This window comes from Methylobacterium sp. (genome assembly GCF_019745455.1).
GTDB lineage: Bacteria > Pseudomonadota > Alphaproteobacteria > Rhizobiales > Beijerinckiaceae > Methylobacterium.
The window spans coordinates 17,585-37,890 of sequence record NZ_JAIETD010000001.1 but is presented as its reverse complement, the minus strand read 5'-3'; the positions used below and the strand labels follow the sequence as shown (position 1 = coordinate 37,890).

General features: G+C 63.6%; 17 protein-coding genes. 9 read left to right on the top strand and 8 right to left on the bottom strand.

The features are described from left to right. Positions 1-32 precede the first annotated feature (32 nt). Entirely contained in the window at positions 33-908 is an 876-nt protein-coding gene (locus K2Y56_RS00180) for a transglycosylase SLT domain-containing protein (protein WP_292503716.1), read from the bottom strand. A 141-nt stretch (positions 909-1,049) separates the two neighbouring features. On the opposite strand from K2Y56_RS00180, the gene K2Y56_RS00175 reads away from it, so the two are divergent. Together K2Y56_RS00175 and K2Y56_RS00170 are read left to right on the top strand one after the other, a co-directional pair. Beyond that, on the top strand, positions 1,050-2,678 hold the full coding sequence (locus K2Y56_RS00175) for an ABC transporter ATP-binding protein (RefSeq protein WP_292503560.1): 1,629 nt from the start codon (positions 1,050-1,052) through the stop codon (positions 2,676-2,678). 11 nt (positions 2,679-2,689) lie between these two features. Then, entirely contained in the window at positions 2,690-3,907 is a 1,218-nt protein-coding gene (locus K2Y56_RS00170; protein ID WP_292503557.1) for a phosphopentomutase, read from the top strand. A 30-nt stretch (positions 3,908-3,937) separates the two neighbouring features. Here the strand turns inward: K2Y56_RS00170 and K2Y56_RS00165 are convergent, their stop codons facing one another. Both K2Y56_RS00165 and chpT read right to left on the bottom strand, forming a co-directional pair. Then, positions 3,938-6,127: an EAL domain-containing protein gene (locus K2Y56_RS00165; RefSeq protein WP_292503555.1), complete on the bottom strand. Its 2,190-nt coding sequence runs from the start codon at positions 6,125-6,127 to the stop codon at positions 3,938-3,940. Between the two features lie 555 nt (positions 6,128-6,682). Then, positions 6,683-7,393 carry a histidine phosphotransferase ChpT gene (chpT, locus tag K2Y56_RS00160; protein ID WP_292503552.1) on the bottom strand — a complete coding sequence of 237 codons (711 nt, stop codon included), beginning with the start codon at positions 7,391-7,393 and terminating at the stop codon, positions 6,683-6,685. A 191-nt stretch (positions 7,394-7,584) separates the two neighbouring features. Here chpT and K2Y56_RS00155 point away from each other — a divergent pair, with 191 nt between their 5' ends. Continuing rightward, a complete protein-coding gene (locus tag K2Y56_RS00155; RefSeq protein ID WP_292503550.1) occupies positions 7,585-8,439 on the top strand; it encodes a 3'(2'),5'-bisphosphate nucleotidase CysQ in 855 nt (284 codons plus the stop codon). 205 nt (positions 8,440-8,644) lie between these two features. Here K2Y56_RS00155 and K2Y56_RS00150 read toward each other — a convergent pair whose 3' ends face one another. Together K2Y56_RS00150 and K2Y56_RS00145 are read right to left on the bottom strand one after the other, a co-directional pair. Further along, positions 8,645-9,235: a hypothetical protein gene (locus tag K2Y56_RS00150; protein ID WP_292503548.1), complete on the bottom strand. Its 591-nt coding sequence runs from the start codon at positions 9,233-9,235 to the stop codon at positions 8,645-8,647. A 45-nt stretch (positions 9,236-9,280) separates the two neighbouring features. Next, complete coding sequence (locus tag K2Y56_RS00145) at positions 9,281-9,622, bottom strand: hypothetical protein (protein WP_292503545.1); 342 nt, start codon at positions 9,620-9,622, stop codon at positions 9,281-9,283. Positions 9,623-9,797: 175 nt separating this feature from the next. Between K2Y56_RS00145 and flhA the strand changes: the two genes are divergently transcribed. The 4 genes from flhA to K2Y56_RS00125 all read left to right on the top strand — a co-directional run bounded on the left by flhA (position 9,798) and on the right by K2Y56_RS00125 (position 14,355). Next, positions 9,798-11,936: a flagellar biosynthesis protein FlhA gene (gene flhA, locus K2Y56_RS00140; RefSeq protein WP_292503542.1), complete on the top strand. Its 2,139-nt coding sequence runs from the start codon at positions 9,798-9,800 to the stop codon at positions 11,934-11,936. 281 nt (positions 11,937-12,217) lie between these two features. Continuing rightward, entirely contained in the window at positions 12,218-13,267 is a 1,050-nt protein-coding gene (locus tag K2Y56_RS00135) for a TadE family protein (RefSeq protein ID WP_292503539.1), read from the top strand. A 9-nt stretch (positions 13,268-13,276) separates the two neighbouring features. Beyond that, positions 13,277-13,771: a TadE/TadG family type IV pilus assembly protein gene (locus K2Y56_RS00130; protein ID WP_292503536.1), complete on the top strand. Its 495-nt coding sequence runs from the start codon at positions 13,277-13,279 to the stop codon at positions 13,769-13,771. Further along, positions 13,768-14,355, top strand: a complete 588-nt coding sequence (locus tag K2Y56_RS00125) for a hypothetical protein (RefSeq protein ID WP_292503534.1) — start codon at positions 13,768-13,770, stop codon at positions 14,353-14,355. The genes K2Y56_RS00130 and K2Y56_RS00125 overlap by 4 nt, the downstream gene beginning before the upstream one ends. Before the next feature lie 37 nt (positions 14,356-14,392). On the opposite strand, the gene K2Y56_RS00120 is transcribed toward K2Y56_RS00125, so the two are convergent. The 3 genes from K2Y56_RS00120 to fliI all read right to left on the bottom strand — a co-directional run bounded on the left by K2Y56_RS00120 (position 14,393) and on the right by fliI (position 17,374). Further along, complete coding sequence (locus K2Y56_RS00120) at positions 14,393-15,397, bottom strand: lysylphosphatidylglycerol synthase domain-containing protein (protein WP_292503532.1); 1,005 nt, start codon at positions 15,395-15,397, stop codon at positions 14,393-14,395. Between the two features lie 125 nt (positions 15,398-15,522). Beyond that, positions 15,523-15,930: a flagellar export protein FliJ gene (gene fliJ, locus K2Y56_RS00115; protein ID WP_292503530.1), complete on the bottom strand. Its 408-nt coding sequence runs from the start codon at positions 15,928-15,930 to the stop codon at positions 15,523-15,525. 82 nt (positions 15,931-16,012) lie between these two features. Next, positions 16,013-17,374, bottom strand: a complete 1,362-nt coding sequence (gene fliI / locus K2Y56_RS00110) for a flagellar protein export ATPase FliI (protein ID WP_292503527.1) — start codon at positions 17,372-17,374, stop codon at positions 16,013-16,015. 449 nt (positions 17,375-17,823) lie between these two features. On the opposite strand from fliI, the gene ctrA reads away from it, so the two are divergent. After that, the gene (gene ctrA, locus K2Y56_RS00105) at positions 17,824-18,525 is read left to right on the top strand and encodes a response regulator transcription factor CtrA (protein WP_292503525.1); all 702 of its coding nucleotides are present in this window, start codon (positions 17,824-17,826) and stop codon (positions 18,523-18,525) included. Positions 18,526-18,721: 196 nt separating this feature from the next. Then, positions 18,722-20,200 carry a protein adenylyltransferase SelO gene (locus K2Y56_RS00100; protein ID WP_292503523.1) on the top strand — a complete coding sequence of 493 codons (1,479 nt, stop codon included), beginning with the start codon at positions 18,722-18,724 and terminating at the stop codon, positions 20,198-20,200. Positions 20,201-20,306: the final 106 nt, after the last annotated feature.

Sequence of the window (20,306 nt, the reverse complement as noted above, 5' to 3'; positions counted from 1 at the left end):
CGACCAAGCACTCAGGCGATCCGCCAGCACCCTCACGTTCGCAGCACCAGGCACGCCCCGCCGACGCCGCGGATCTTGGTGCAAAGGCTCTCGGCCGCGAGGCGGCTCTCGGCTGGGATGCGGATGCGGTAGAAGGCACGCGTGCCGCGGCTGCGCAGACGGGTGCCGATGATCATGGGCCTGACCTCGCCGATCACACCGACGTAGCGGGAGCGTGCCCGCGAGAAACTCTGAAGCGCCAGCGCCTTCGAGAAGTTGCCGGCGAGCTGGATGCCCCAGGGCGCGGCCGGCCCCTCGTTGCCGCCGAGCGCGAAGCGGTCGCCGCGGCTAGGGACGCGCAGGGCGGCGGTCACCTGAAGGCAGGTCCGAGGAGTCTTGGTGTCGACGTCCTTTGCCTCGTCCTTTTTGTTCTCGTCCTTCGCCTCGCCCGGCAACTCGACACCCGCGCCTGCGCGCCAATCCTCCGCCGGGGCGCCCGTGATGGCGAGGACGTAGTTGCGTGTCTCCGTTGGCAATCCACCGGTCCCCGCGAGCCAGGCCGAGACCCGCCCCGGCCCGCCGTTATAGGCCGCGGCGGCGAGGCCGAGATTGCCGAATTGCCGGTTCAGGTCGGCGAGCAGATGCGCGGCATGGGGGATCGCCTGCTCGGGATCGAACGGGTCGAGGAGACCGCGCTCGCGGGCGGTGCCGGGCATGAACTGCGCGACCCCCTGCGCCCCGACGGGACTGACGGCGGTGACCCGGAAGCTGCTCTCGCGGAAGATCAACCGCGTCAGGAACGGCACCGGCAGATTCCGCGCTTTGGCGGATGTCTCGATCAAGCGGCAGAGCGCCTGTTCCACGGTCTCTCCGCCGGCCTCGGCACGGACACCGGAAACCGCACAATTCGCGAGGAGCGCCCCAAACACGAGGCATCGGAGGAGGGACTGAATCACCGCGCGCTTGTAACGCGACCGGCCGGGCGATCAATCGCACCCGTCAACTTCGCGCATCCTGCTCGGGCGCGCTATAGAGGCACGACGACCGCTGCCTCCCCTACCCCGGTGCCGATGACCGACCCGCTGCTTTCCGTCCAGGACCTGTCGGTCGCCTTCCGCACGCGGGAGCGCGAAACCCTGGCGGTCGACCGCGTCTGCTTCACCATCGATGCCGGCGAGACCGTCGCCCTGGTCGGCGAGTCCGGGTCGGGCAAGTCGGTGACCGCGCTCTCGATCCTGCGGCTTCTCGATGGCAGCGCCGTGCACCCCTCCGGCCGCATCCTGTTCAAGGGCCGCGATCTCCTGCATCTGCCTGAGCGCGACCTTCGCAAGGTCCGGGGCGCGGACATCACCATGGTGTTCCAGGAGCCGATGACCTCGCTCAACCCGCTCCACACCATCCAGCGCCAGATCGGCGAGGTGCTGGAGGTCCATCGCGGGCTCTCCGGCCGGAAAGCGCGGGCGCGCATCCTCGAGCTTCTCGAACTCGTCGGCCTGCGCGATGCCGAGCGCCGGCTCGGCGCCTATCCGCACGAATTGTCGGGCGGCCAGCGCCAACGGGTGATGATCGCCATGGCGCTGGCCTGCGAGCCGGACCTGCTGGTCGCCGACGAGCCGACGACGGCACTCGACGTCACCGTCCAGGCTCAGATCCTCACCCTGCTCGCCGAGTTGCAGCAGCGCCTCGGAATGGCGATGCTGTTCATTACTCACGACCTCGGTATCGTGAAGCGCATCGCGTCCCGTGTCTGCGTCATGCTCGCAGGACGCATCGTCGAAGCGGGACCGGTCGCCGACATCTTCTCGAACCCGAAGCACGAGTACACGCAAAGGCTTATCGCCTCGGAGCCGCAGGGTCGGGCCAATCCCGTGCCGATCGAAGCGCCCGTTCTCATCGAGGCGGGCCCCGTGAAGGTCTGGTTCCCGATCCGCGAAGGCCTGCTCCGGCGCACCACCAGCTACGTTAAAGCCGTGGACGGCGTCTCGGTCGCCGTTCGCGAAGGCGAGACCGTCGGGGTGGTCGGTGAATCCGGATCGGGCAAGACCACGCTCGGCCTTGCTCTCCTGCGCCTCATCGCGAGCGAGGGGCCGATCGTCTTCCTCGGAAAGAAGATCGAGGATCTCAGCGTCGCCGCCATGCGGCCCCTGCGCAAGGACATGCAGGTCGTTTTCCAGGACCCATACGGCTCGCTGTCGCCGCGCATGACCGTCGCGGACATCATCGCCGAGGGCCTCGTGGTCCAGGGCCAGGCCCGATCTCGGGCGGAGCGCATCGCGATCGTGGCGCAGGCGCTCACCGAGGTCGGGCTCGATCCGGCAACGATGGACCGCTACCCGCACGAATTCTCCGGTGGCCAGCGCCAGCGTATCGCCATCGCCAGGGCCATCGTGCTCAAGCCCCGCTTCGTCGTTCTCGACGAGCCGACCTCGGCCCTCGACCGGTCTGTGCAGGCGCAGATCGTGACGCTGCTGCGCGACCTCCAACGCGAGCGAAAGCTCGCCTACCTGTTCATCAGCCACGACCTCAAGGTGGTGCGGGCGCTGGCGAACTACGTCCTCGTGATGCAGAACGGCAGCGTCGTCGAGGAAGGGCCGGCGGATGTGATCTTCGCCGCGCCGAAGACCGCCTATACCCGGGCGCTTTTCGCCGCCGCCTTCGATCTCGAGACCGAGACAATCGCCGATCCGATCCCGGCCTGAGGAGCGCCGACATGGCTCGTGCCCTCCTCATCGTGCTCGATTCCGTCGGCATCGGTGGCGCGCCTGACGCCGCCGCCTACGGCGATGCCGGGGCCGACACGCTTGGCCACATCGCTGAAGCCTGCGCCGAGGGACGGGGAGATCGCGATGGCCTTCGCGCAGGCCCGCTTCGCGTCCCGAATCTCACCGCCCTGGGGCTAGGTCTGGCAGCGCGGGGATCCAGCGGCCGTCTGCCGCCGAGCCTCGAACCCGTCGGCGACGTCGGCGGCGCCTACGGCCATGCCGTCGAGACGGCGGCGGGCAAGGATACACCTTCCGGCCATTGGGAGATCGCCGGCCTGCCGGTGCAGGAGGCATGGGGCTATTTCCTTGATGCCAAACCTGCCTTCCCGGCCGAGCTGACCCGCAATCTGATCGCCGCCGGAAGTCTCCCCGGCATCCTCGGAGATTGCCACGCCTCGGGCACTGCGATCATCGACCGCTTCGGCGACGAGCACATCCGGACTGGAAAACCGATCTGCTACACCTCGGCCGACAGCGTCTTCCAGATCGCCGCGCATGAGGAGGCGTTCGGCCTGGAGCGGCTCTACGGCTTGTGCCGGATCGCCCGCGATCTCTGCGACCCCTACCGCATCGGCCGCGTCATCGCCCGGCCCTTCGTCGGCTCCGAGGCTGAAGGCTTTCGGCGGACCGGCAACCGTAAGGACTACGCGACTCCGCCTCCAGAGGAGACGCTGCTCGATCGCCTCACTGCGGCAGGCCGAAACGTCGTCAGCGTCGGCAAGGTCGGCGACATCTTCGCCCATCGCGGCACCGGCCGCGAGATCAAGGCGGCCGGCAATGCTGCCTGCCTCGATGCGGCGCTCCAGGCATTCGACCACCTGACCGAGGGCGGCCTCGTCTTCGTCAACCTCGTCGATTTCGACACCGAGCACGGGCACCGACGCGACGTGCCGGGCTATGCCGCGGAATTGGAAGCCTTCGACACCCGGGTTCCGGAGATCCTGGATATCCTCGGCGCGGGCGATCTCTGCATCGTCACCGCCGACCACGGCAACGATCCGACCTGGACAGGCACCGAGCATACCCGCGAGCAGGTCCCGATCCTCGTCTTTGGGCCCGATATCCGTTCCGGGCCAATCGGCCGCCGGGAGACCTTCGCCGATATCGGCGCGACGCTGGCGCGCCATCTCGGTCTGCCGCCGCTGCCGGCCGGTGATCCCTGGTAGCGGGCCGATCCTCTCCCTCTGGCAGCCAGTTCAAGCAGCCAACTGCTCTGCAGCGGTTTGAGCCTGCAGCATGGCGACGATCTCGGGCAGCGGGCGAGGAGGGCTGAAGTAATAGCCCTGCATTTGCGTGCAGCCCTCGCTGACCACGAGATCGTGCTGTTCGCTGGTTTCCACCCCTTCGGCTGTGGTGACGACGCCGAGGCTGTGGCCGAGACCAGCGACGGCGCGGATGATCGCGGCGCAGTCTTCGCTCGTATCGATCTCGGTCACGAACGACCGGTCGATCTTGATCTTGTCGAACGGAAAGGAGCGCAGATAGGCGAGCGACGAGTAGCCGATGCCGAAATCATCCATGGCGACACGGATGCCGAACTCGCGAAGCCGATGCAGGGCTTCCATCGTCGTCTGCGTGTTGACCAGCAACGTCGACTCCGTGATCTCGAGTTCGAGACGGCCCGGGGCGAGGCCCGATGCGGCAAGCGCGTCCATGACGGTCGGGACGAGGTCGTTTCCGCGGAACTGGACCGGCGAGAGATTAGCTGCCACCGGGACGTCGCCGGGCCACGTAGCCGCGTCGCGACAGGCTTGACGAAGCACCCAGGCTCCAAGCGGGATGATGATCCCCGTCTCCTCCGCCAAAGGAATGAAGTCGGCAGGGCTGACGCAACCGCGGATCGGATGTTCCCAGCGCAGGAGCGCCTCGACGCCGGCGATACGCCCTGTGAGGAGATCGACCTGGGGCTGATAATGGAGAACGAACTCCTGTCGTTCCATTGCCAGCCGCAGGTCGTGCTCCAGGCGGATCCGGGCCTGAAGCGTCTCGTTCATCCTTGGCAAGAAGCATCGAAGCGCGCCACGCCCGTCGGCCTTGGCCTGATAGAGGGCAAGATCGGCCTTCTTGAGCAGATCCTCGGGGACCAGCCCATCGTCCGGCGCGAAGGCCGCACCCATGCTGGCTCCGACCTCGACGGTCTGCCCGTCGAGTTCGTAGGGTTCGGACAGGCATTCGATGAGCCGCGCGCTGAATTCGAGGATTGCGGGGCGGGTCGTCTGGGCAGCAAGGATGACGAATTCGTCACCGCCAAGACGAGCGACGGTATCATGCTCGCCAATCGCACCCCGCAGGCGAAGCGCAACCTGTCGCAGCAATTCGTCCCCGGCTGGGTGACCGAACCCGTCGTTGACGGCTTTGAAGCGATCGAGGTCGAGCATGAGAACGGCCACGGTTTTGCCGTCGTTCACGCCGCCGGCGAGATGCTCGTTGAGCCGAGTACGGAAGAGAATGCGGTTGGGAAGATCTGTGAGCGCATCGTGAGTGGCCATGTGCGCCACTCGCTCTTCGGACGTCTGACGCTCGGTGACATCCTCCATGATGACGACGTTGCCGCCGCCGCTGATCGGCTGCTGCGAAAGAGACACGATACGGCCATCGGCGAGATGGAGGATCGACGAGGACGGCTTCCGGCTGTTGAGACGCTCCTCGAAATGCGCGGTGATCTCCTCGGCCTCTCTGATGCTCCCGGTCAGAAGATCCGACGCCCGCTGGACGATGTCGCGGATGTGCGTGCCATGCACGTGATCAGGGTGGAGGCTGAACATCTCGCAGAAGCGATCATTGGCCACCACGAACCGCTTCTCGGCATCGACCATGCAGAGGGCGTGCGACATGTTGCTCAGCGCGACGTCGAAGCGCTCGTTCTGGAGGGCCAGTTCGACCGCGAGCGCACTCTTCTCATCGTTCAGCAAAAGAAGCCGCAGGTTGTTCGCATGATGGTACCGGACGATCTCGAGGGCAGCGGCCATGTAGAGAAGGATGAGAAGGGCCAGCGCCCAGTACATCGGCTCCGCCATCAGCGCCGCACCCACGATCACGGGGGTGAGGATGAGCACGAGCTGGCCGGTGGCAATGGTGCGGCGCCCGGCGTTCCTGGCCGATACCCCTGAAGTATACCCGCATACCTGTGCGATGGTAACGAGGTGGTCCACTGCGTGATCGCTGATCAGAAAGGTCGCAAGAGCAAAGCCGCCGACCGTCGAAGCGTGGATCCAAGCACCGTTCCGGTAGCGCTTCTCCCACTTTTCGGCCGCGCTGCTGACGCGGTCTTGAGCCCTGGCAGCTTGATAGGCGCGCACCAGCAGTAGACGCCCGGCTACCACCACCGTCGAGATCACGACGAATGCTGCGAGGAAAGGACTGCCGGTGTGGATAGTGACCACCATGCCGACAAAGATGCCCGTAAGAGCGCCGATTACGAGGGATCGGATTGGGCCATACAGTGTTTCTACCTGTTTGTTCAAAATCCTGTCGTCGAGAGCCATCATCGGAGAGTCGAACCGTACAGCCTCAATCCAGAAAGACTTTGTATTCAATCCATCCGTAGACATGACGGCCATGACTCCTCGCGCGCTGCTTGGCGCGAAATAATCACAATCCTATTAATTTTAATTATTTCGATTTCGGCGGCTAAAAAATCAAATAAATAATATATAAATTCGCCTTTATAGCTGTCTGTCTAATATTTCATACTAAATATGCATTCATAATTTTTGTGTAGTACTGAGGCGAGGAATCATTCGACGCGCACCACTGCGCGCCTTGTCGTACGACCTGCCACCGCTACCGTCTGAACGAAACAGCTCTTGCGAAATGCGGAAACGAAAAGGGGATGGATGCCTGCCCTCAGGCCAAGCTCCAGTTCGACCCGTGCTCACGGATGCTGGATCTCGTGGGCCGCCAAGTCTCGACCCGAGATCGGTCTCGACCGTGCAATTGAATCAGGCGAGGGCGGTGTCTGACGACCCAACGTTTAGCGGTACACCGATGATCGGCTCATCCGTGGGGGCTGCGCCGCTCGACTCGGAGCGGATGGTGACGGTGTCGCCGTCGATGCTGAAACGGACGTCCATCGCGGCCGCCCGTGCGACGAGGCCCGCGTAGTAGGCAAGGATGCCGTGTGCGTCGACGCCGTGCTCCGGCTCGCCCGCGATCAGCGATTCCACATGCGGCGGGATACGGGCATGCGAGCCTTTCGCGCGCAGCACGATCAACGGCGCTTCGCCGTCACCGGAGACCTGGACGTCGAGGACGCCGCCCCGTGGGATCGCGCCAGTGGCGATCATCACGAGGTTGAGAAGCAGCTTGACCTTGTTCTTCGGGTAGAGGGCCTGCGGCGCGCTCCAGGTGAGTTGCGTCTTCTCGTCCCCGAACATGCCGCGCGAGACCTTCTCGGCGTCGGCGAGATCGATCGAGGCACCCGCCGAACCAGCGGCGCCGAAAGCGATGCGGACGAACTGAAGCCGCGCAGAGGCTTGACGCGCGCTCTTGCGGATCAAGTCGAGGGCAAATTCCCGCATCGAGGCGTCACTCTCGTCCTCCAGCACCTCCAACCCGTTCACGATAGCTCCTACTGGGCTGATGACGTCGTGGCAGACGCGCGAGCACAACAGAGCCGAAAGGTCGAGGGCATCGAGGGTAGTGGAGGTCATGGCGCGCTCCGCGCTGGAATCAGGGTCTTGGAAACCGAGGACTTCCCTCGATGGACGAACCGGCGTCTCCATGTCCGTCATGTCGGCGACGTCTTAACGCACGGATAACCGTCACATGGTGCTTTGAAAAGCGGCTGGACGGCGAGGACCTTCCGGTCGACAACAGGCCCGGCCGCTACCATGTCCATCCTATGACACTCTCCCGAGACGAGCGCGAGCGTATCGCCGTCATCCTCGCCGAAATCGCCTGCGAGGCTGGCGAGGTGCTGCGCGCTTACCACGGCGGCGATTGCCCCCACGTCATCAAGCCCGATGGTAGCCCGGCGAGCCTCGCCGATCACGCATCCGAATCACTGATTTTGGCAGGCCTCGCAAAGCATTGGCCGGGCATCCCGGTCGTTGCTGAGGAGACGGCACATGACCGGCGACCAGCTGACCTGTTCTTCCTGGTCGATCCCCTCGACGGCACGAAGGACTTCCTAGCGGGCAATGCCGACTACTCGGTCAATATCGGCCTGATCGAGGGCGACCGTCCAGTGGCCGCCGCCCTCGCGGCACCTGGGCTCAGACGCGTCTGGAGTGCCGGTGTCGAAGCGTTCGAAGCGCCAATCGCGGCAGGAAGGCCAGGGTCACCGAGACCTATTTCCGTGCGGGAACGCCCCAAGGATGGTCTCGTCGCGCTGGTCAGCCGGCGTCACGGCGATGTGGAGACCGAAGCGTGCCTTGTCGGTTTGGCCGTCGGCCATCGGCAGACCACGTCGTCCGCCCTGAAGTTCTGCCTGATCGCTTCGGGCGAGGCCGACATTTACGTCCGGTGCGGGCCCACAATGGAGTGGGACACCGCCGCCGGGGACCACGTTCTGACGACGGCCGGCGGATGCGTGCTGGTGTCCTCCGGGGAACGCATCACCTACGGCCATCACGCACTGTATTACCGCAACGGTCCCTTCGCGGCTCTGGGCCAACCCTCTTATGCAGGCAGCCTCTCGCTTCCAGCGCGGCAACGAACGGCACGTCCGGGGCCTGATCTAGCAGCCAGCACCTGAAAGAACGCAGTCTGCTGGCGAAACTCAGTGGAGCGGATCGTGCGCTGCCGCGATGGCCGCCGGCTGCGGTGGAGCGCCAGAAGTAGCGTCACGTTTTCTGACAACCGAGCCTCGCGATCCTTGCCCTCGACATTCCCGCCGATCGACGGTCCGTCGGCGATCCACGGCGGAGCGTCGATTTCGGTCGCGCCGGTCGCGCGAGCATCTATGGACGGGGCGCGTCGCCGATGGTGCCGCCAGTCCAGCCTTCGGCACGCCAGTTTTGAGCCCGGTGGTCGAGATCGATCGAACCGTGCTGCGAGAGGAGGGACGTGACACGCTCGGCCCTGCTCTCGTCCGCTCTGACGGTGACGAGCGTGCCGCCCCGGCGGACGCCTTCGGCGTAATGCTCTGCTTCGGATTCGCTGAGGCCAGCGCCCGTCAAGGCGCCCAGAAGCCCGCCGGTCGCAGCGCCGACTCCAGCGCCGGTAAGCGTTGCCACGAGCCAACCCGCCGCAACCACCGGGCCGACGCCAGGAATAGCCATCAAGCCCAGGCCAGCAAGAAGGCCAGCGCCCCCACCGAGCACCGTTCCCAATGTCGCGCCGGTGCCGGCGCCGTCGGCCGAATCGCTCTCATCGTCCTTGCGCTCGTTGGCATAGCCAGAGGGGCCAGTACGCGCGGCATGTCGGTCATCGGCGTTGTTGGCGACGATGCTGATGTCGGAATGCGGCACGCCAGCAGCCTCGATGTTATCGACCGCGCGTGCCGCAGCGTCGTAATCGTCGAAAAGACCGGTGATGGTACGGGTTGCCATGTGATCATGTCTCCATCAGGTTTCAGGAAAGGGAAACCCAAACACCTATTGCGCGGCGACGTTGCCTTTGTAATCCATGCCGATCGTCACCGCCTTGCCGGCATGCTGAGCGGTGCCGCGCCAGATGCCGGAATCGTCCTTGCGCAGATCCTTGACCTCGCCGAAGCCCATCTTGGAGAACCGCTCCTTCACCTGGCCTTCGGTGAAGCTGTTGGAGCCGGTTTCGAGCGGTTGTCCGACGTTGCCGGTCGTGGAGTGAGGAGCGCCTTCCGGCTTCGCCGCGGGCTGATCGGAGGACTTGGCGTCGGGTGCAGGTGGAGCGGGCGTCTGCGCGAAGGCCGCACTGGTGCTGATCAAAAATGACGCAACCAGAAGGGGAAGGCGCATATCGAACTCCGTGAATCAAGGCAATTTGCTCTCGATTCAAGCAATCCGGCGGGTGCTTGGTTCCAGCTTGACCAGCGACCATCTCCACCCACGTTAACCCTTCGCTAACGCTGCACCCGGCAAAACTTGCCGAGTCCGAACCTCGCTCAAAGCAGTGGGTCCGGCGGAGGCAGCGATGAGCGATACGGCAAACACGGCTCGGGTCGGCGAGTTCACCCGCTTCGCGATGCCGACGCGGGCCAACCTCAATGCCTTCTCGAAGCGCACCGATCTGTTCTTCGCTGCCGCGGTGATGGGCATCCTGACGGTGCTGATCTTCCCGCTGCCGGCCTTCCTGCTCGACCTTCTGCTCGCCGTGTCGATCATCATCTCGGTCCTGATGATGATGACGGGCCTGTTCATCGACAATCCGCTCGAATTCACCGTCTTCCCGACCCTGCTGCTCGTCGCGACGCTGCTGCGGCTGGCCCTTAACCTTGCCTCTACGCGCCTCATCCTCGGCCACGGCCACGAGGGTACCGCGGCGGCCGGCCACGTCATCGAAGCCTTCGGTAACTTCGTGATGGGCGGAAACTTCGTGATCGGGCTCATCGTGTTCGCGATCCTGATCATCGTGAACTTCGTCGTGATCACGAAGGGCTCGGGTCGCATCGCCGAGGTCGCGGCCCGCTTCACCCTCGACGCCATGCCCGGAAAGCAGATGGCGATCGATGCCGACCTCTCGGCCGGCCTCATAGACGAAAAGGTCGCCAAGGTTCGGCGCTCGGCGCTCGAAGAGGAATCCTCGTTCTTCGGCGCCATGGACGGCGCCTCGAAGTTCGTGCGCGGAGATGCCATCGCCGCCCTGCTCATCACCTTCATCAACGTCATCGGCGGCATCATCATCGGAGTCGCCCAGCAGGGCATGCCGTTCATGCAGGCTGCCAAGACCTACACGCTACTCACCATCGGGGACGGCCTCGCATCGCAGGTTCCGGCGCTGATCGTCTCCACCGCGGCAGGCATCCTGGTCTCGAAGGCGGGCGTGAAGGGCTCGGCCGACAAGGCGCTCGGCAAGCAGCTCGCGAACTACCCGAAGGCGCTCGGCATGTCGGCGGGCGTGATGGTGCTGATCGCGCTCCTGCCCGGCATGCCGATGCTGCCCTTCCTGGCGCTCGCCGGCGGCTCCGGCTACGCCGCCTGGAAGATCGCCAAGATCGCCCGCGAGGCGCCCCCGGTGGACGCCGACGGCGCGCCGATGGACGCGACAGCGGTGGCCGCCGCGGCGGCCGCCAAGGAGGAGACGGTGACGGACCTCCTCAAGCTCGACGACCTCAAGCTCGAGATGGGCTACGCTCTCCTCGCCATGGTCAACGGCCCCGAGGGGCAGGACCGGCTGACCGATCAGATCAAGGCTCTGCGGCGGCAGCTTGCGGGCGATCTCGGCTTCGTGATGCCCTCGGTGCGCATCCTCGACAACGTCCAGCTCGACGCCAATTCATACGTCGTGCGGGTGAAGGAGATCGAGGCCGGCACCGGCCAGATCTTCCCCGGCCAGTTCATGGCGATGGACCCGATGGGCGGGCAGGTGCAGCTTCCCGGACAGCACATGATGGAGCCGACCTTCGGCCTGCCGGCGACGTGGATCGATGCCTCTCTGAGGGATCAGGCCCAGCTCAAGGGATACACCGTGGTCGATGCGGCCACTGTCGTCTCGACCCACCTGACCGAAATCATCAAGGCCCATGTCTCGGAGCTCCTCAACCACGTCGAGGTGCAGAAGCTGCTTCGCGAGCTCTCGAAGGACCATGCGGAGCTGCTCAAGGAAGTGGTTCCGAGCCAGATCGGCACGACCGGGATCCAGCGAGTGCTGCAGTTCCTCCTCGCCGAGCGGGTCTCGATCCGCGACCTCGGGTCGATCGTGGAGGGCATCGCGGAGGTTGCCGGCAGCGTGAAGAACCCACGCGACATCGTCGAGCACGTCCGCGCCCGCCTCGGTCGCCAGATCTGCGCCCAATATCAGGACGGCCAGGGTATGCTGCCGATCATCACGCTGTCGCCGGCCTGGGAGCAGGCCTTCCTCGAATCGATCGCCGGCGAGCGCGACGAGCGCTACCTCGCGATGCAGCCTTCCAAGCTCACCGAGTTCGTCAACACCGTCCGCGACCGCTTCGAAGCCGCCGCCCGCATCGGTGAAATGCCGGTTCTCGTCACCTCGGTCCAGGCAAGGCCCTTCGTGCGCTCGATCATTGAGCGCTTCCGGCGCGAGACCCCGGTGATGAGCCAGGCGGAGATTCATCCGCGGGCGCGGCTCAGGACGGTAGGATCGGTCTAGTCGGATTAATCTCAAGCCTCGATGATCGACGCCCGACCCGTTCCGAGATCATTGAACCGGAAAGGCAGTCGGATTTCACATTGCCCAAAAGCATCCACTGGCACCGAAGATCAGAAATTTTGAGATGAAAATCATTTACCATATGCATGTTCGGATGCAGCCAAGCACTGTCAATGCAACTGATCGGGCTGCCTTCTGACATTTGCCATCACGCATCTTTAGGACTTCCAAGCTCTGATGCCTCTCGTGATACGGGTCCGGCTCAGAGGGGAGGTCGCTAAATGTTCGGTCGAAATGAAAGCGGCTCCGCGATCGTCATTGTCGCCCTGGCCCTTCCCGCCCTCTTGTTTGGCGTGGGGGGCGTCATAGAGGCCTCGCGCGCCATTTCGTTTAACCAGCGTCTGTCGAGCGCCGTCGAACTGTCATGCCGTCAGGGCGCCGCCTACATCAACGGTCACAAGGCGCCCTTGCTGACCTCGTCACAAGCCTTCTCACTATACTACCCGAAGCTTGTATCGATCAAGGATAAGAACTTCACCGCCAAGTCCATGAATGTGGATGCGAACATCTTCCAGATCATGCAGGACGGCGATGCGATCAAGGTATCGGCGACTGGTGAGATGAAGCTGATTTTCAGCGTCTTCGATCGGGAGAAGCTGTCTTTTAGTACCACCCGGACATGTGCACTTAGTCCCGCTGAAGTCGGGGAACTGCTCGTGACAGAGTCATTCGAGCGTCCATCTCACAACGTTAACTATAATAGTTGGACCGTTTTAACAGGGACATCCAAGGACTCCGCCGACAATCGCTACAAGTGGAACGGTAACTGGGAAACTCAGAACGCGGGTATTGAGATCAATGGCCAGCGCGAATTAGCCAGCAATTCAATTCGGTTTGGAGATTTCTTCGCTGAGCTTGACAGCCATTGCTACGTCACAAATTGCAATTCGAATTCAGCAATGGCTTACTATCGGAAACTGACGCCGGGAAAGTATCAGATTCGATATTGGTACATCGCGCGGGTCAGAGACAGCTCGATACCTGGCAAAACGATTTGCGGCAAGACAAGCAGTGAAGTCTCGTATTACACTAAGGACGAGCAGACCAATCGCATTGAGGTATACGTCGAAAAGTCCGGCGACTACAATTTCAAGCCTGAGAATATGGTCGACGTCTGCGTCCAATCGGACTCGTGGATCGAGCGGGTCATTGACTTCACCGTCGATAAGGAGAGGGAATACAAAGTTACATGGCGTGCGGCCGGCAAGCAGGACACCCTCGGCGGACTGATAGACAACCTGCGCATCTGCAGGAACGGCTGCCCCGGCTAGGACCGCGCGATGAAGGTGCAACTCAGCCACAGCTTTGCTGCCGGATTTGGCCGACCCACAGTCGCCCTTGATAAGCTTAGGCGATGTCAAGGTGGCGTGGCAGCCTTGGAGTTTGGCATCATCGCAGGACCTCTGGTGATGCTGATCGTGGCAGTTCTGCAATTCATTGTCTACCAGTACACGCAAAACCTACTGAACAACGCACTTTATGACAGCGCTGCAATTCGTGAGACTGCGATCACAAGCAACAATAAGACTGGCTATAAGACCGCTATTTGCAATAAAATTGTGATTATGGCAACCGCTCAATGCGCGACGGCTATTATCGTCGAGATGCAGCCTCTTCAAGACGTCAGCAAGACTTCGTCTCCGATCACAGACGGTCCGTTCACGTCGGGTACGGTCGCACAGGTGATCCTCTTGAGAGCCATTCTACCCGTGACGCAGTTTGTCCCTTTTATTCCTGCGATGAACGCCAAAGCGTCTGTGGTCTTCAGGCGATGAGTAGCCCTGCGAAAGAAGCTCTGACGCGGGCAACAACCGCACTTGGTCGTTTCGGACGCAAGCGCGAGGGCTCCGCAGCTGTCGAGTTCGGCTTGACCGCCACGATCCTTGCAAGTTTCCTCGCAGGGATTGTCGATCTCACGCTGATGTCCTCAATGAACCGTGAGGTTGAGCGCTCTTCCGCTCTCGTCGCTGCCTTGTTCACGAGTTGCGAAGCTGGCACTAGCTGCGTCACCGATACGATCGACCTTTACAAAGATCGGATCGCCAATACGCTCGTTCAGTATCCAAAAGCAACCGTAAGCATGATTCAGATCAAGAAGGTGAGCGGAACAATGCTCGTATGTTCTGGCAACACCACCTATCTTGATGCTGATGTCGCGACGAGTGCAGCTAATGTATTCGAAGACAACGATGAAGGGTTCGCGGTTGTCATACAGGTGAGTTATCTAACATTTCTGCCTTTCACCTCAAGTTTACTCACGCTGACCTCGACTACAGTCAACGGCGTTACGGGGCCGGGTAAAACGTTCCGCTCCTGGACGACTGCCGTGCGAACAAGCACCGGGAAGGTAAGCTGCTAAAGGCTTTGTGCCCCCAAGTTGCTCGGGTCTTTGGATCTTACGCCTTGCTGACCGGCGGCGCCGGCAGAACCGGATCGGGCTTTGCATTGCGCCGGAAGGCTTTCGCCAAATTCGCGCGCTCGTAGAGCAGCACCGTGACGATCGAGAGCGCGAAGGGGATTAGCAGGTAGAGCAGGCGAAAGACGAGAAGCGCGGCGAGCACGTCGACCTTCGGCACTTCCGGCATCGCCGTGAGGAAGATGATCTCGAAAACGCCGAGGCCGCCCGGCGAGTGCGAGGCGAGTGCCGCCGAGAATGAGGCGAGGAATACGGCCAGCACCACGAGGAAGCCGGGATTGCCGGCATCGGGCAGAGCGAAATAAATGATGCCGGCCGCACCCAGGAGCTCAAGCGGCGCGGCGATCAGCTGGCGGCCCATGATGTTGGGGCGGGGATATTCGAGCTTGAAGGACCGGATCGTCAGCGGTTTCAGGCGCAGGAGCGACCCTACGACGTAGAGAGCAACGAAGCCGAGGAGGACGAGGCCGACAACGCGTGCGGTGGTCGGATTCGTCAATGCGGCTGGAAGTTTACCCTCCAGCCGCGTAAGCAGCTCCGGGCTGATCGTCAGCACGAGGCCCCCGAGAAGCATCGTGCCGAGGCCGAAGGTGAAGGAGCACAGGGCGACGAGGACGGCCACCTGAGGCGCTGTGAGCCCCTTCGCCGAATAGGCCCTGTATCGCACGAGGGCGCCGGAGAAGACCGAGGCTCCGATATTGTGGGACAGCGCGTAGGTCGTGAACGAGCAGACCGAAACGAAGAGCCAGGAGATGTGGCGCACGCCGAGATGCAGCAATGCGATCCGGTCGTACCAGGCAAGTGCCGCGTAGGCGACCACGGTCGAAAGCAGCGCCATCGCGTAGTTGTGGTGCGGAATCGCCCTGAGGCTGTTCTCGACTTCCGCAAGGGAGATCCCCTTGAGCTCGCTGTAGAGCAGGTAGCCCGAGACGACGAGCGCGACGAGGCCGATCAACGGCCAGGCGAAATCCTTGATCTTCTTCATCACCAACCGGTCGCAATCCCGTGACGCGGGTCTCCCTGCACCACGGCTGACCGGGCTGCAAGCGGGATCGGTACGCGCCGAACCCGGTTGCGTAGTGTCACGAGATCATGACGCTTTCGTGCCGCTCAGGCGCGGACGCGTGAGAGCCCGATACCGTCCATCGCCGCCTGGTCGCGGGCCGCTTCGGCCGCGCGCTCGGCGCTTCGCTCGCGGTCATCGAGGATCTCGACCTTCTTGAGGTCCTCGAATGCCTCGCCGAGCTCGGCCTTGGCCTCGGCGAGCTGCCCTTCGAGGGCCGCAGCCGACTGGCGCATGTTGTCCCGGCGGGCGGCAGCCGCACGGGCGTAGGTTGGGTAGGCAAAGTGTGTGACGTCGGTGATGCCAGCCCGGCTCTCCTCGTGGGCGACTTCGCGGTCCAGCTCCTGGGCCATCCGTGTGAAGTCGGCCATCATCATCTCGATCTGGGTCACGCGGCGACGTTTCTCGTCGACCTGGAAGCGGCGCAGCCGGATCAGCGTGTCACGCGATTTCATGTTGACGGTTCCACTGTTACGCAACGTGGCCGGGCGGCATCGAAATGCCCCCGGTCGAAGCCGCGGCATTCGGCGCGCTCCTTCACGGAGTGCCCACGATCTGCGCCAGCTTCACGTAACCATCGCCGATCGAAGTTGCTTCTTCCTTACCCTGACCCAGAAAAGCCTCCATTGCGGGCATCAGGGCCACCGCTTCGTCGACTTCGGGTGAGGCACCGGCGCGATAGGCCCCGAGGCGGATGAGTTCTTCCATGTCGGCATAGGTCGCGAGCAGCCGCCGGGCACGGCGGACAGTCGGCAGGTGCGCCGGGTCGCAGGCCCGAGGCATCGTCCGTGAGACCGAGCGCAGGACATTGATGGCAGGGTAGCGCCCGCGCTCTGCGATGCCACGCTCCATCACGATGTGGCCGTCGAGGATGCCGCGCACGGCGTCGGCCACAGGCTCGTTGTGGTCATCGCCCTCGACGAGAACGGTGAACAGTCCGGAGATTGCGCCCGCGCCGGTACCGGGCCCGGCCCGTTCGAGGAGGCGCGGCAGTTCGCTGAAGACCGTGGGGGTATAGCCTTTGGCCGTGGGCGGTTCTCCGGCCGCGAGGCCGATATCCCGCTGCGCCATGGCGAACCGCGTGATCGAATCGATCATGCACAGGACCTGGGCGCCTTGATCGCGGAAATGCTCGGCGATGGCGAGGGTCACGTAGGCCGCGTTGCGTCGCATCAGTGCCGGTTCGTCAGAGGTGGCGACCACGACGACGGAGCGCTTCAGGCCTGCTTCACCGAGATCATCCTGCAGAAACTCCTGAACCTCGCGACCACGCTCGCCCACAAGGCCGATCACGGCGACGTCGGCGGCGGTGTAGCGGGCGAGCATCGAGAGCAGCACCGACTTGCCGACGCCGGAGCCCGCGAAGATGCCCATGCGCTGGCCGGCGCACATAGTGAGGAAGGTGTTGATGCAGCGGATGCCGAGATCGAGCGGCGGCCCGACGCGGCGCCTCGCATGGGCCGGGGGCGGATCGGCGCGCAAGGGATAAACGACCGGGCCGGGCTGGAGGGGACCGAGGCCGTCAATCGGGCGCCCCAAGGCGTCGACGGTGCGGCCGAGCCAGGCCGGCGACGGCCTGATCGCGCCCGCGGCCTCGTCCCGCACGATGGCGGGGCAGCCGCGACGGACGCCTTCGAGGGAGCCGAACGGCATCGCCAGGGCACGATCTCCCTGGAAGCCGATGATTTCGCACGGCACAGCCATTTCGCCGCCCGCGCCCTCGACGCTGATGTCCAGCCTGCCTCCAAGGCGCATCGCCGAGACAGGACCGGCCACTTCGACGAGAAGGCCGCGAATGGCGACGACGCGCCCGAACGTTTCCAGGGGCTGAACCCCCTCGAGAGCTCTCAGGGCAGCGGAAAGCCCGAGCCTGCCGGAACCCGGCCTTGGATCGGCCATCAGCATTCCTTCCTGTTTGCCAGAAACCTTGTGCGAGGCTGGAAACGTTTCGTTTACCTCCCTCCTTAACACTGCAGCCATCGGAACTGCAGCGGTCGAGGTTCTCCAATTCGGAGGATCCCGGCCGGTGCGGCCCGGTCGGCGCTGTGATCGTGGCCTTGCGGTGACAAGCCGAGAAAAACGCTTTCGTTGACGGAAACACGTCTGAGTCCTTCGCCCACCGCCGCTCCGCTCTCGCTCTGCTCTGACAGGAACAGATCGACAACGAAGAGTGGCGCAGGTGAGGCAGTCCAAATTCAGGGCTTGCCATGGAGAATCAGGTTTTGTTAACGATTAATGATTAGCGTTCGACGTCAAGGACGAGGGAACGTCCGCCACGGGCCGGTGGCGGGCGAACAGCGAGGGCTTGCCCGAACGCTGAGCACGGCCGGCTGTGCTGGGGACCGACGATGCGGGTACTTCTGATCGAGGACGACAGCGCAACCGCGCAGAGCATCGAATTGATGCTTAAGTCCGAGAACTTCAACACCTACACCACAGATCTTGGTGAGGAAGGCATCGACCTCGGCAAGCTCTATGATTACGACATCATTCTGCTTGACTTGAACCTTCCCGACATGTCGGGGTACGAGGTGTTGCGGAACCTTCGGGTCGCCAAGGTCAAGACTCCGATCCTGATTCTCTCCGGCATGGCGGGCATCGAGGACAAGGTGAAGGGCCTCGGTTTCGGCGCCGACGACTACCTGACGAAGCCCTTCCATAAGGATGAGCTCGTCGCCCGCATCCACGCCATCGTGCGCCGTTCGAAGGGCCACGCCCAGTCGGTGATCACGACGGGCGACCTCATCGTCAATCTCGACCAGAAGACGGTCGAAGTCTCCGGCAGCCGCGTCCACCTCACCGGCAAGGAGTACCAGATGCTGGAACTCCTCTCGCTTCGGAAGGGCACGACGCTCACGAAGGAGATGTTCCTCAACCATCTGTACGGCGGCATGGACGAGCCGGAACTCAAGATCATCGATGTGTTCATCTGCAAGCTGCGCAAGAAGCTCGCAAACGCCTCTTCGGGCAAGAACTACATCGAGACCGTCTGGGGTCGCGGTTACGTGCTGCGCGAGCCGATGGATGGCGAGGAGCGCATCGCGGTCTGACCTGTCCGACCTGTCTGGCGACCTGACGAACGGCCCCGCCTCGGCGGGGCTTTTTGTTGTTCTGCGTCCAAAAAAGCGATCGGAAATCCCATGAGGGGATCAAACCGTGCGATCGTGACCTTGTCGTTTCGGGCACCTGCCCAGCTGCGGTGACCAACGGAAAGCCCGCGCGATCCTGCTCGTGAGATGAGGCCAGATGGCAGCCGAGATCCATTTCGACAACAGCTACGCCCGGCTTCCAGAGCGCTTCGTCGCCCGGGTCAGGCCCACTCCAGTGATCGCACCACGGCTGATCCAGCTGAATCGATCTCTCGCCGAGACCCTTGGGCTCGATCCCGATTGGCTTGCGAGCCCCGAAGGAGTGGCGATGCTGTCCGGCAATGCTGTACCGCCAGGCTCTGAGCCCACGGCAATGGCCTATGCCGGCCACCAGTTCGGCAACCCTGTCCCGCAGCTCGGCGACGGGCGCGCGGTGCTCCTGGGCGAGGTCGTCGGCCGTGACGGACAGCGCCGCGACATTCAGCTCAAAGGATCGGGACCGACCCCGTTTTCACGCCGCGGAGACGGACGGGCTGCCCTGGGGCCGGTGCTGCGCGAGTACATCGTCAGCGAGGCGATGGCGGCGCTCGGCATTCCGACGACGCGGGCGCTCGCGGCGATCCTCAGCGGCGAGGCGGTAATTCGCGAGACTCGCCTGCCCGGCGGCATCCTCACCCGAGTCGCCGCAAGTCACATCAGGGTCGGGACCTTCCAGTATTTTGCGTTTCGCGGTGATACCGAGGGCCTGCGACTCCTCGCCGACCATGTCGTCGCCCGCCACTATCCCGAACTTGCGGAGGCTGAGGGCCGCTACGCTGCGCTGCTCGGAGCGGTCATCGCGCGGCAGGCCGAACTCGTCGCCCGCTGGATGCTTGTCGGCTTCATCCACGGTGTCATGAACACCGACAATATGGCCGTCTCGGGCGAGACCATCGATTACGGGCCTTGCGCCTTCATGGATGCGTATGATCCTGCCGCCGTCTTCAGCGCTATCGACGAGCACGGCCGCTACGCCTACGCCAATCAGCCGCGTATCGCACAATGGAACCTCACGAGGCTCGCCGAAGCGCTCCTGCCGCTGCTCTCGGAGGATGCCGACGCGGCGGTGGCTGAGGCGCAAACGATCCTCGAGGGTTTCGCTCCGGCATTCCAGGCGACGTTCCAGGCAGGTCTGCGCGCCAAGATCGGCCTTGCCACCGAAGAGCCTGACGACATTGCCCTCGTGCGCGACCTGATGGAGGCGATGGCAAACAACAAGGCGGATTTCACCCTGACCTTTCGCGGCCTTTCGAACTCAGCAGCCGATCAGGACGCGGACACCGATCTCGCCATACTGTTCGAAGCGCCGGAGGAGTGCCAAGCCTGGCTTGTGCGCTGGCGGGAGCGGCTCGACCGGGAACCGCGTGAAGGCCGTGAGCGTCGGGACGCGATGAGAGCGGTAAACCCGGCCTTCATCCCGCGCAACCACCGGATCGAGGCCGTGATCGCGGCAGGGGTGGAGCGGGAGGATTTCGGACCCTTCGCCGAATTGCTGGACGTCCTCGCCGAGCCCTTCGTTGATCAGCCGGACCGCGCCGCTTATGCGGCGCCGCCGGCGCCCGAGGAGCGCGTTCTCCAGACATTCTGCGGCACTTGAGCGCCGTGCCGGTCGACGCTTAGCGCGGGTTGGTCCAGGTTGTGACCGGCCGCGGGGTTTCAGCCGCCGTAACGGAAACCGGAGCAGCCCTCTGCGCAATGCGCGC

Bases quoted from the DNA above. Each gene is read 5' to 3' on its own strand.
- K2Y56_RS00175 (WP_292503560.1), top strand. From the start codon at position 1,050: ATGACCGACCCGCTGCTTTCCGTCCAGGACCTGTCGGTCGCCTTCCGC.
- K2Y56_RS00170 (WP_292503557.1), top strand. From the start codon at position 2,690: ATGGCTCGTGCCCTCCTCATCGTGCTCGATTCCGTCGGCATCGGTGGC.
- K2Y56_RS00165 (WP_292503555.1), bottom strand. From the start codon at position 6,127: ATGGTGGTCACTATCCACACCGGCAGTCCTTTCCTCGCAGCATTCGTC.
- chpT (WP_292503552.1), bottom strand. From the start codon at position 7,393: ATGACCTCCACTACCCTCGATGCCCTCGACCTTTCGGCTCTGTTGTGC.
- K2Y56_RS00155 (WP_292503550.1), top strand. From the start codon at position 7,585: ATGACACTCTCCCGAGACGAGCGCGAGCGTATCGCCGTCATCCTCGCC.
- K2Y56_RS00150 (WP_292503548.1), bottom strand. From the start codon at position 9,235: ATGGCAACCCGTACCATCACCGGTCTTTTCGACGATTACGACGCTGCG.
- K2Y56_RS00145 (WP_292503545.1), bottom strand. From the start codon at position 9,622: ATGCGCCTTCCCCTTCTGGTTGCGTCATTTTTGATCAGCACCAGTGCG.
- flhA (WP_292503542.1), top strand. From the start codon at position 9,798: ATGAGCGATACGGCAAACACGGCTCGGGTCGGCGAGTTCACCCGCTTC.
- K2Y56_RS00135 (WP_292503539.1), top strand. From the start codon at position 12,218: ATGTTCGGTCGAAATGAAAGCGGCTCCGCGATCGTCATTGTCGCCCTG.
- K2Y56_RS00130 (WP_292503536.1), top strand. From the start codon at position 13,277: ATGAAGGTGCAACTCAGCCACAGCTTTGCTGCCGGATTTGGCCGACCC.
- K2Y56_RS00125 (WP_292503534.1), top strand. From the start codon at position 13,768: ATGAGTAGCCCTGCGAAAGAAGCTCTGACGCGGGCAACAACCGCACTT.
- K2Y56_RS00120 (WP_292503532.1), bottom strand. From the start codon at position 15,397: ATGAAGAAGATCAAGGATTTCGCCTGGCCGTTGATCGGCCTCGTCGCG.
- fliJ (WP_292503530.1), bottom strand. From the start codon at position 15,930: ATGAAATCGCGTGACACGCTGATCCGGCTGCGCCGCTTCCAGGTCGAC.
- fliI (WP_292503527.1), bottom strand. From the start codon at position 17,374: ATGGCCGATCCAAGGCCGGGTTCCGGCAGGCTCGGGCTTTCCGCTGCC.
- ctrA (WP_292503525.1), top strand. From the start codon at position 17,824: ATGCGGGTACTTCTGATCGAGGACGACAGCGCAACCGCGCAGAGCATC.
- K2Y56_RS00100 (WP_292503523.1), top strand. From the start codon at position 18,722: ATGGCAGCCGAGATCCATTTCGACAACAGCTACGCCCGGCTTCCAGAG.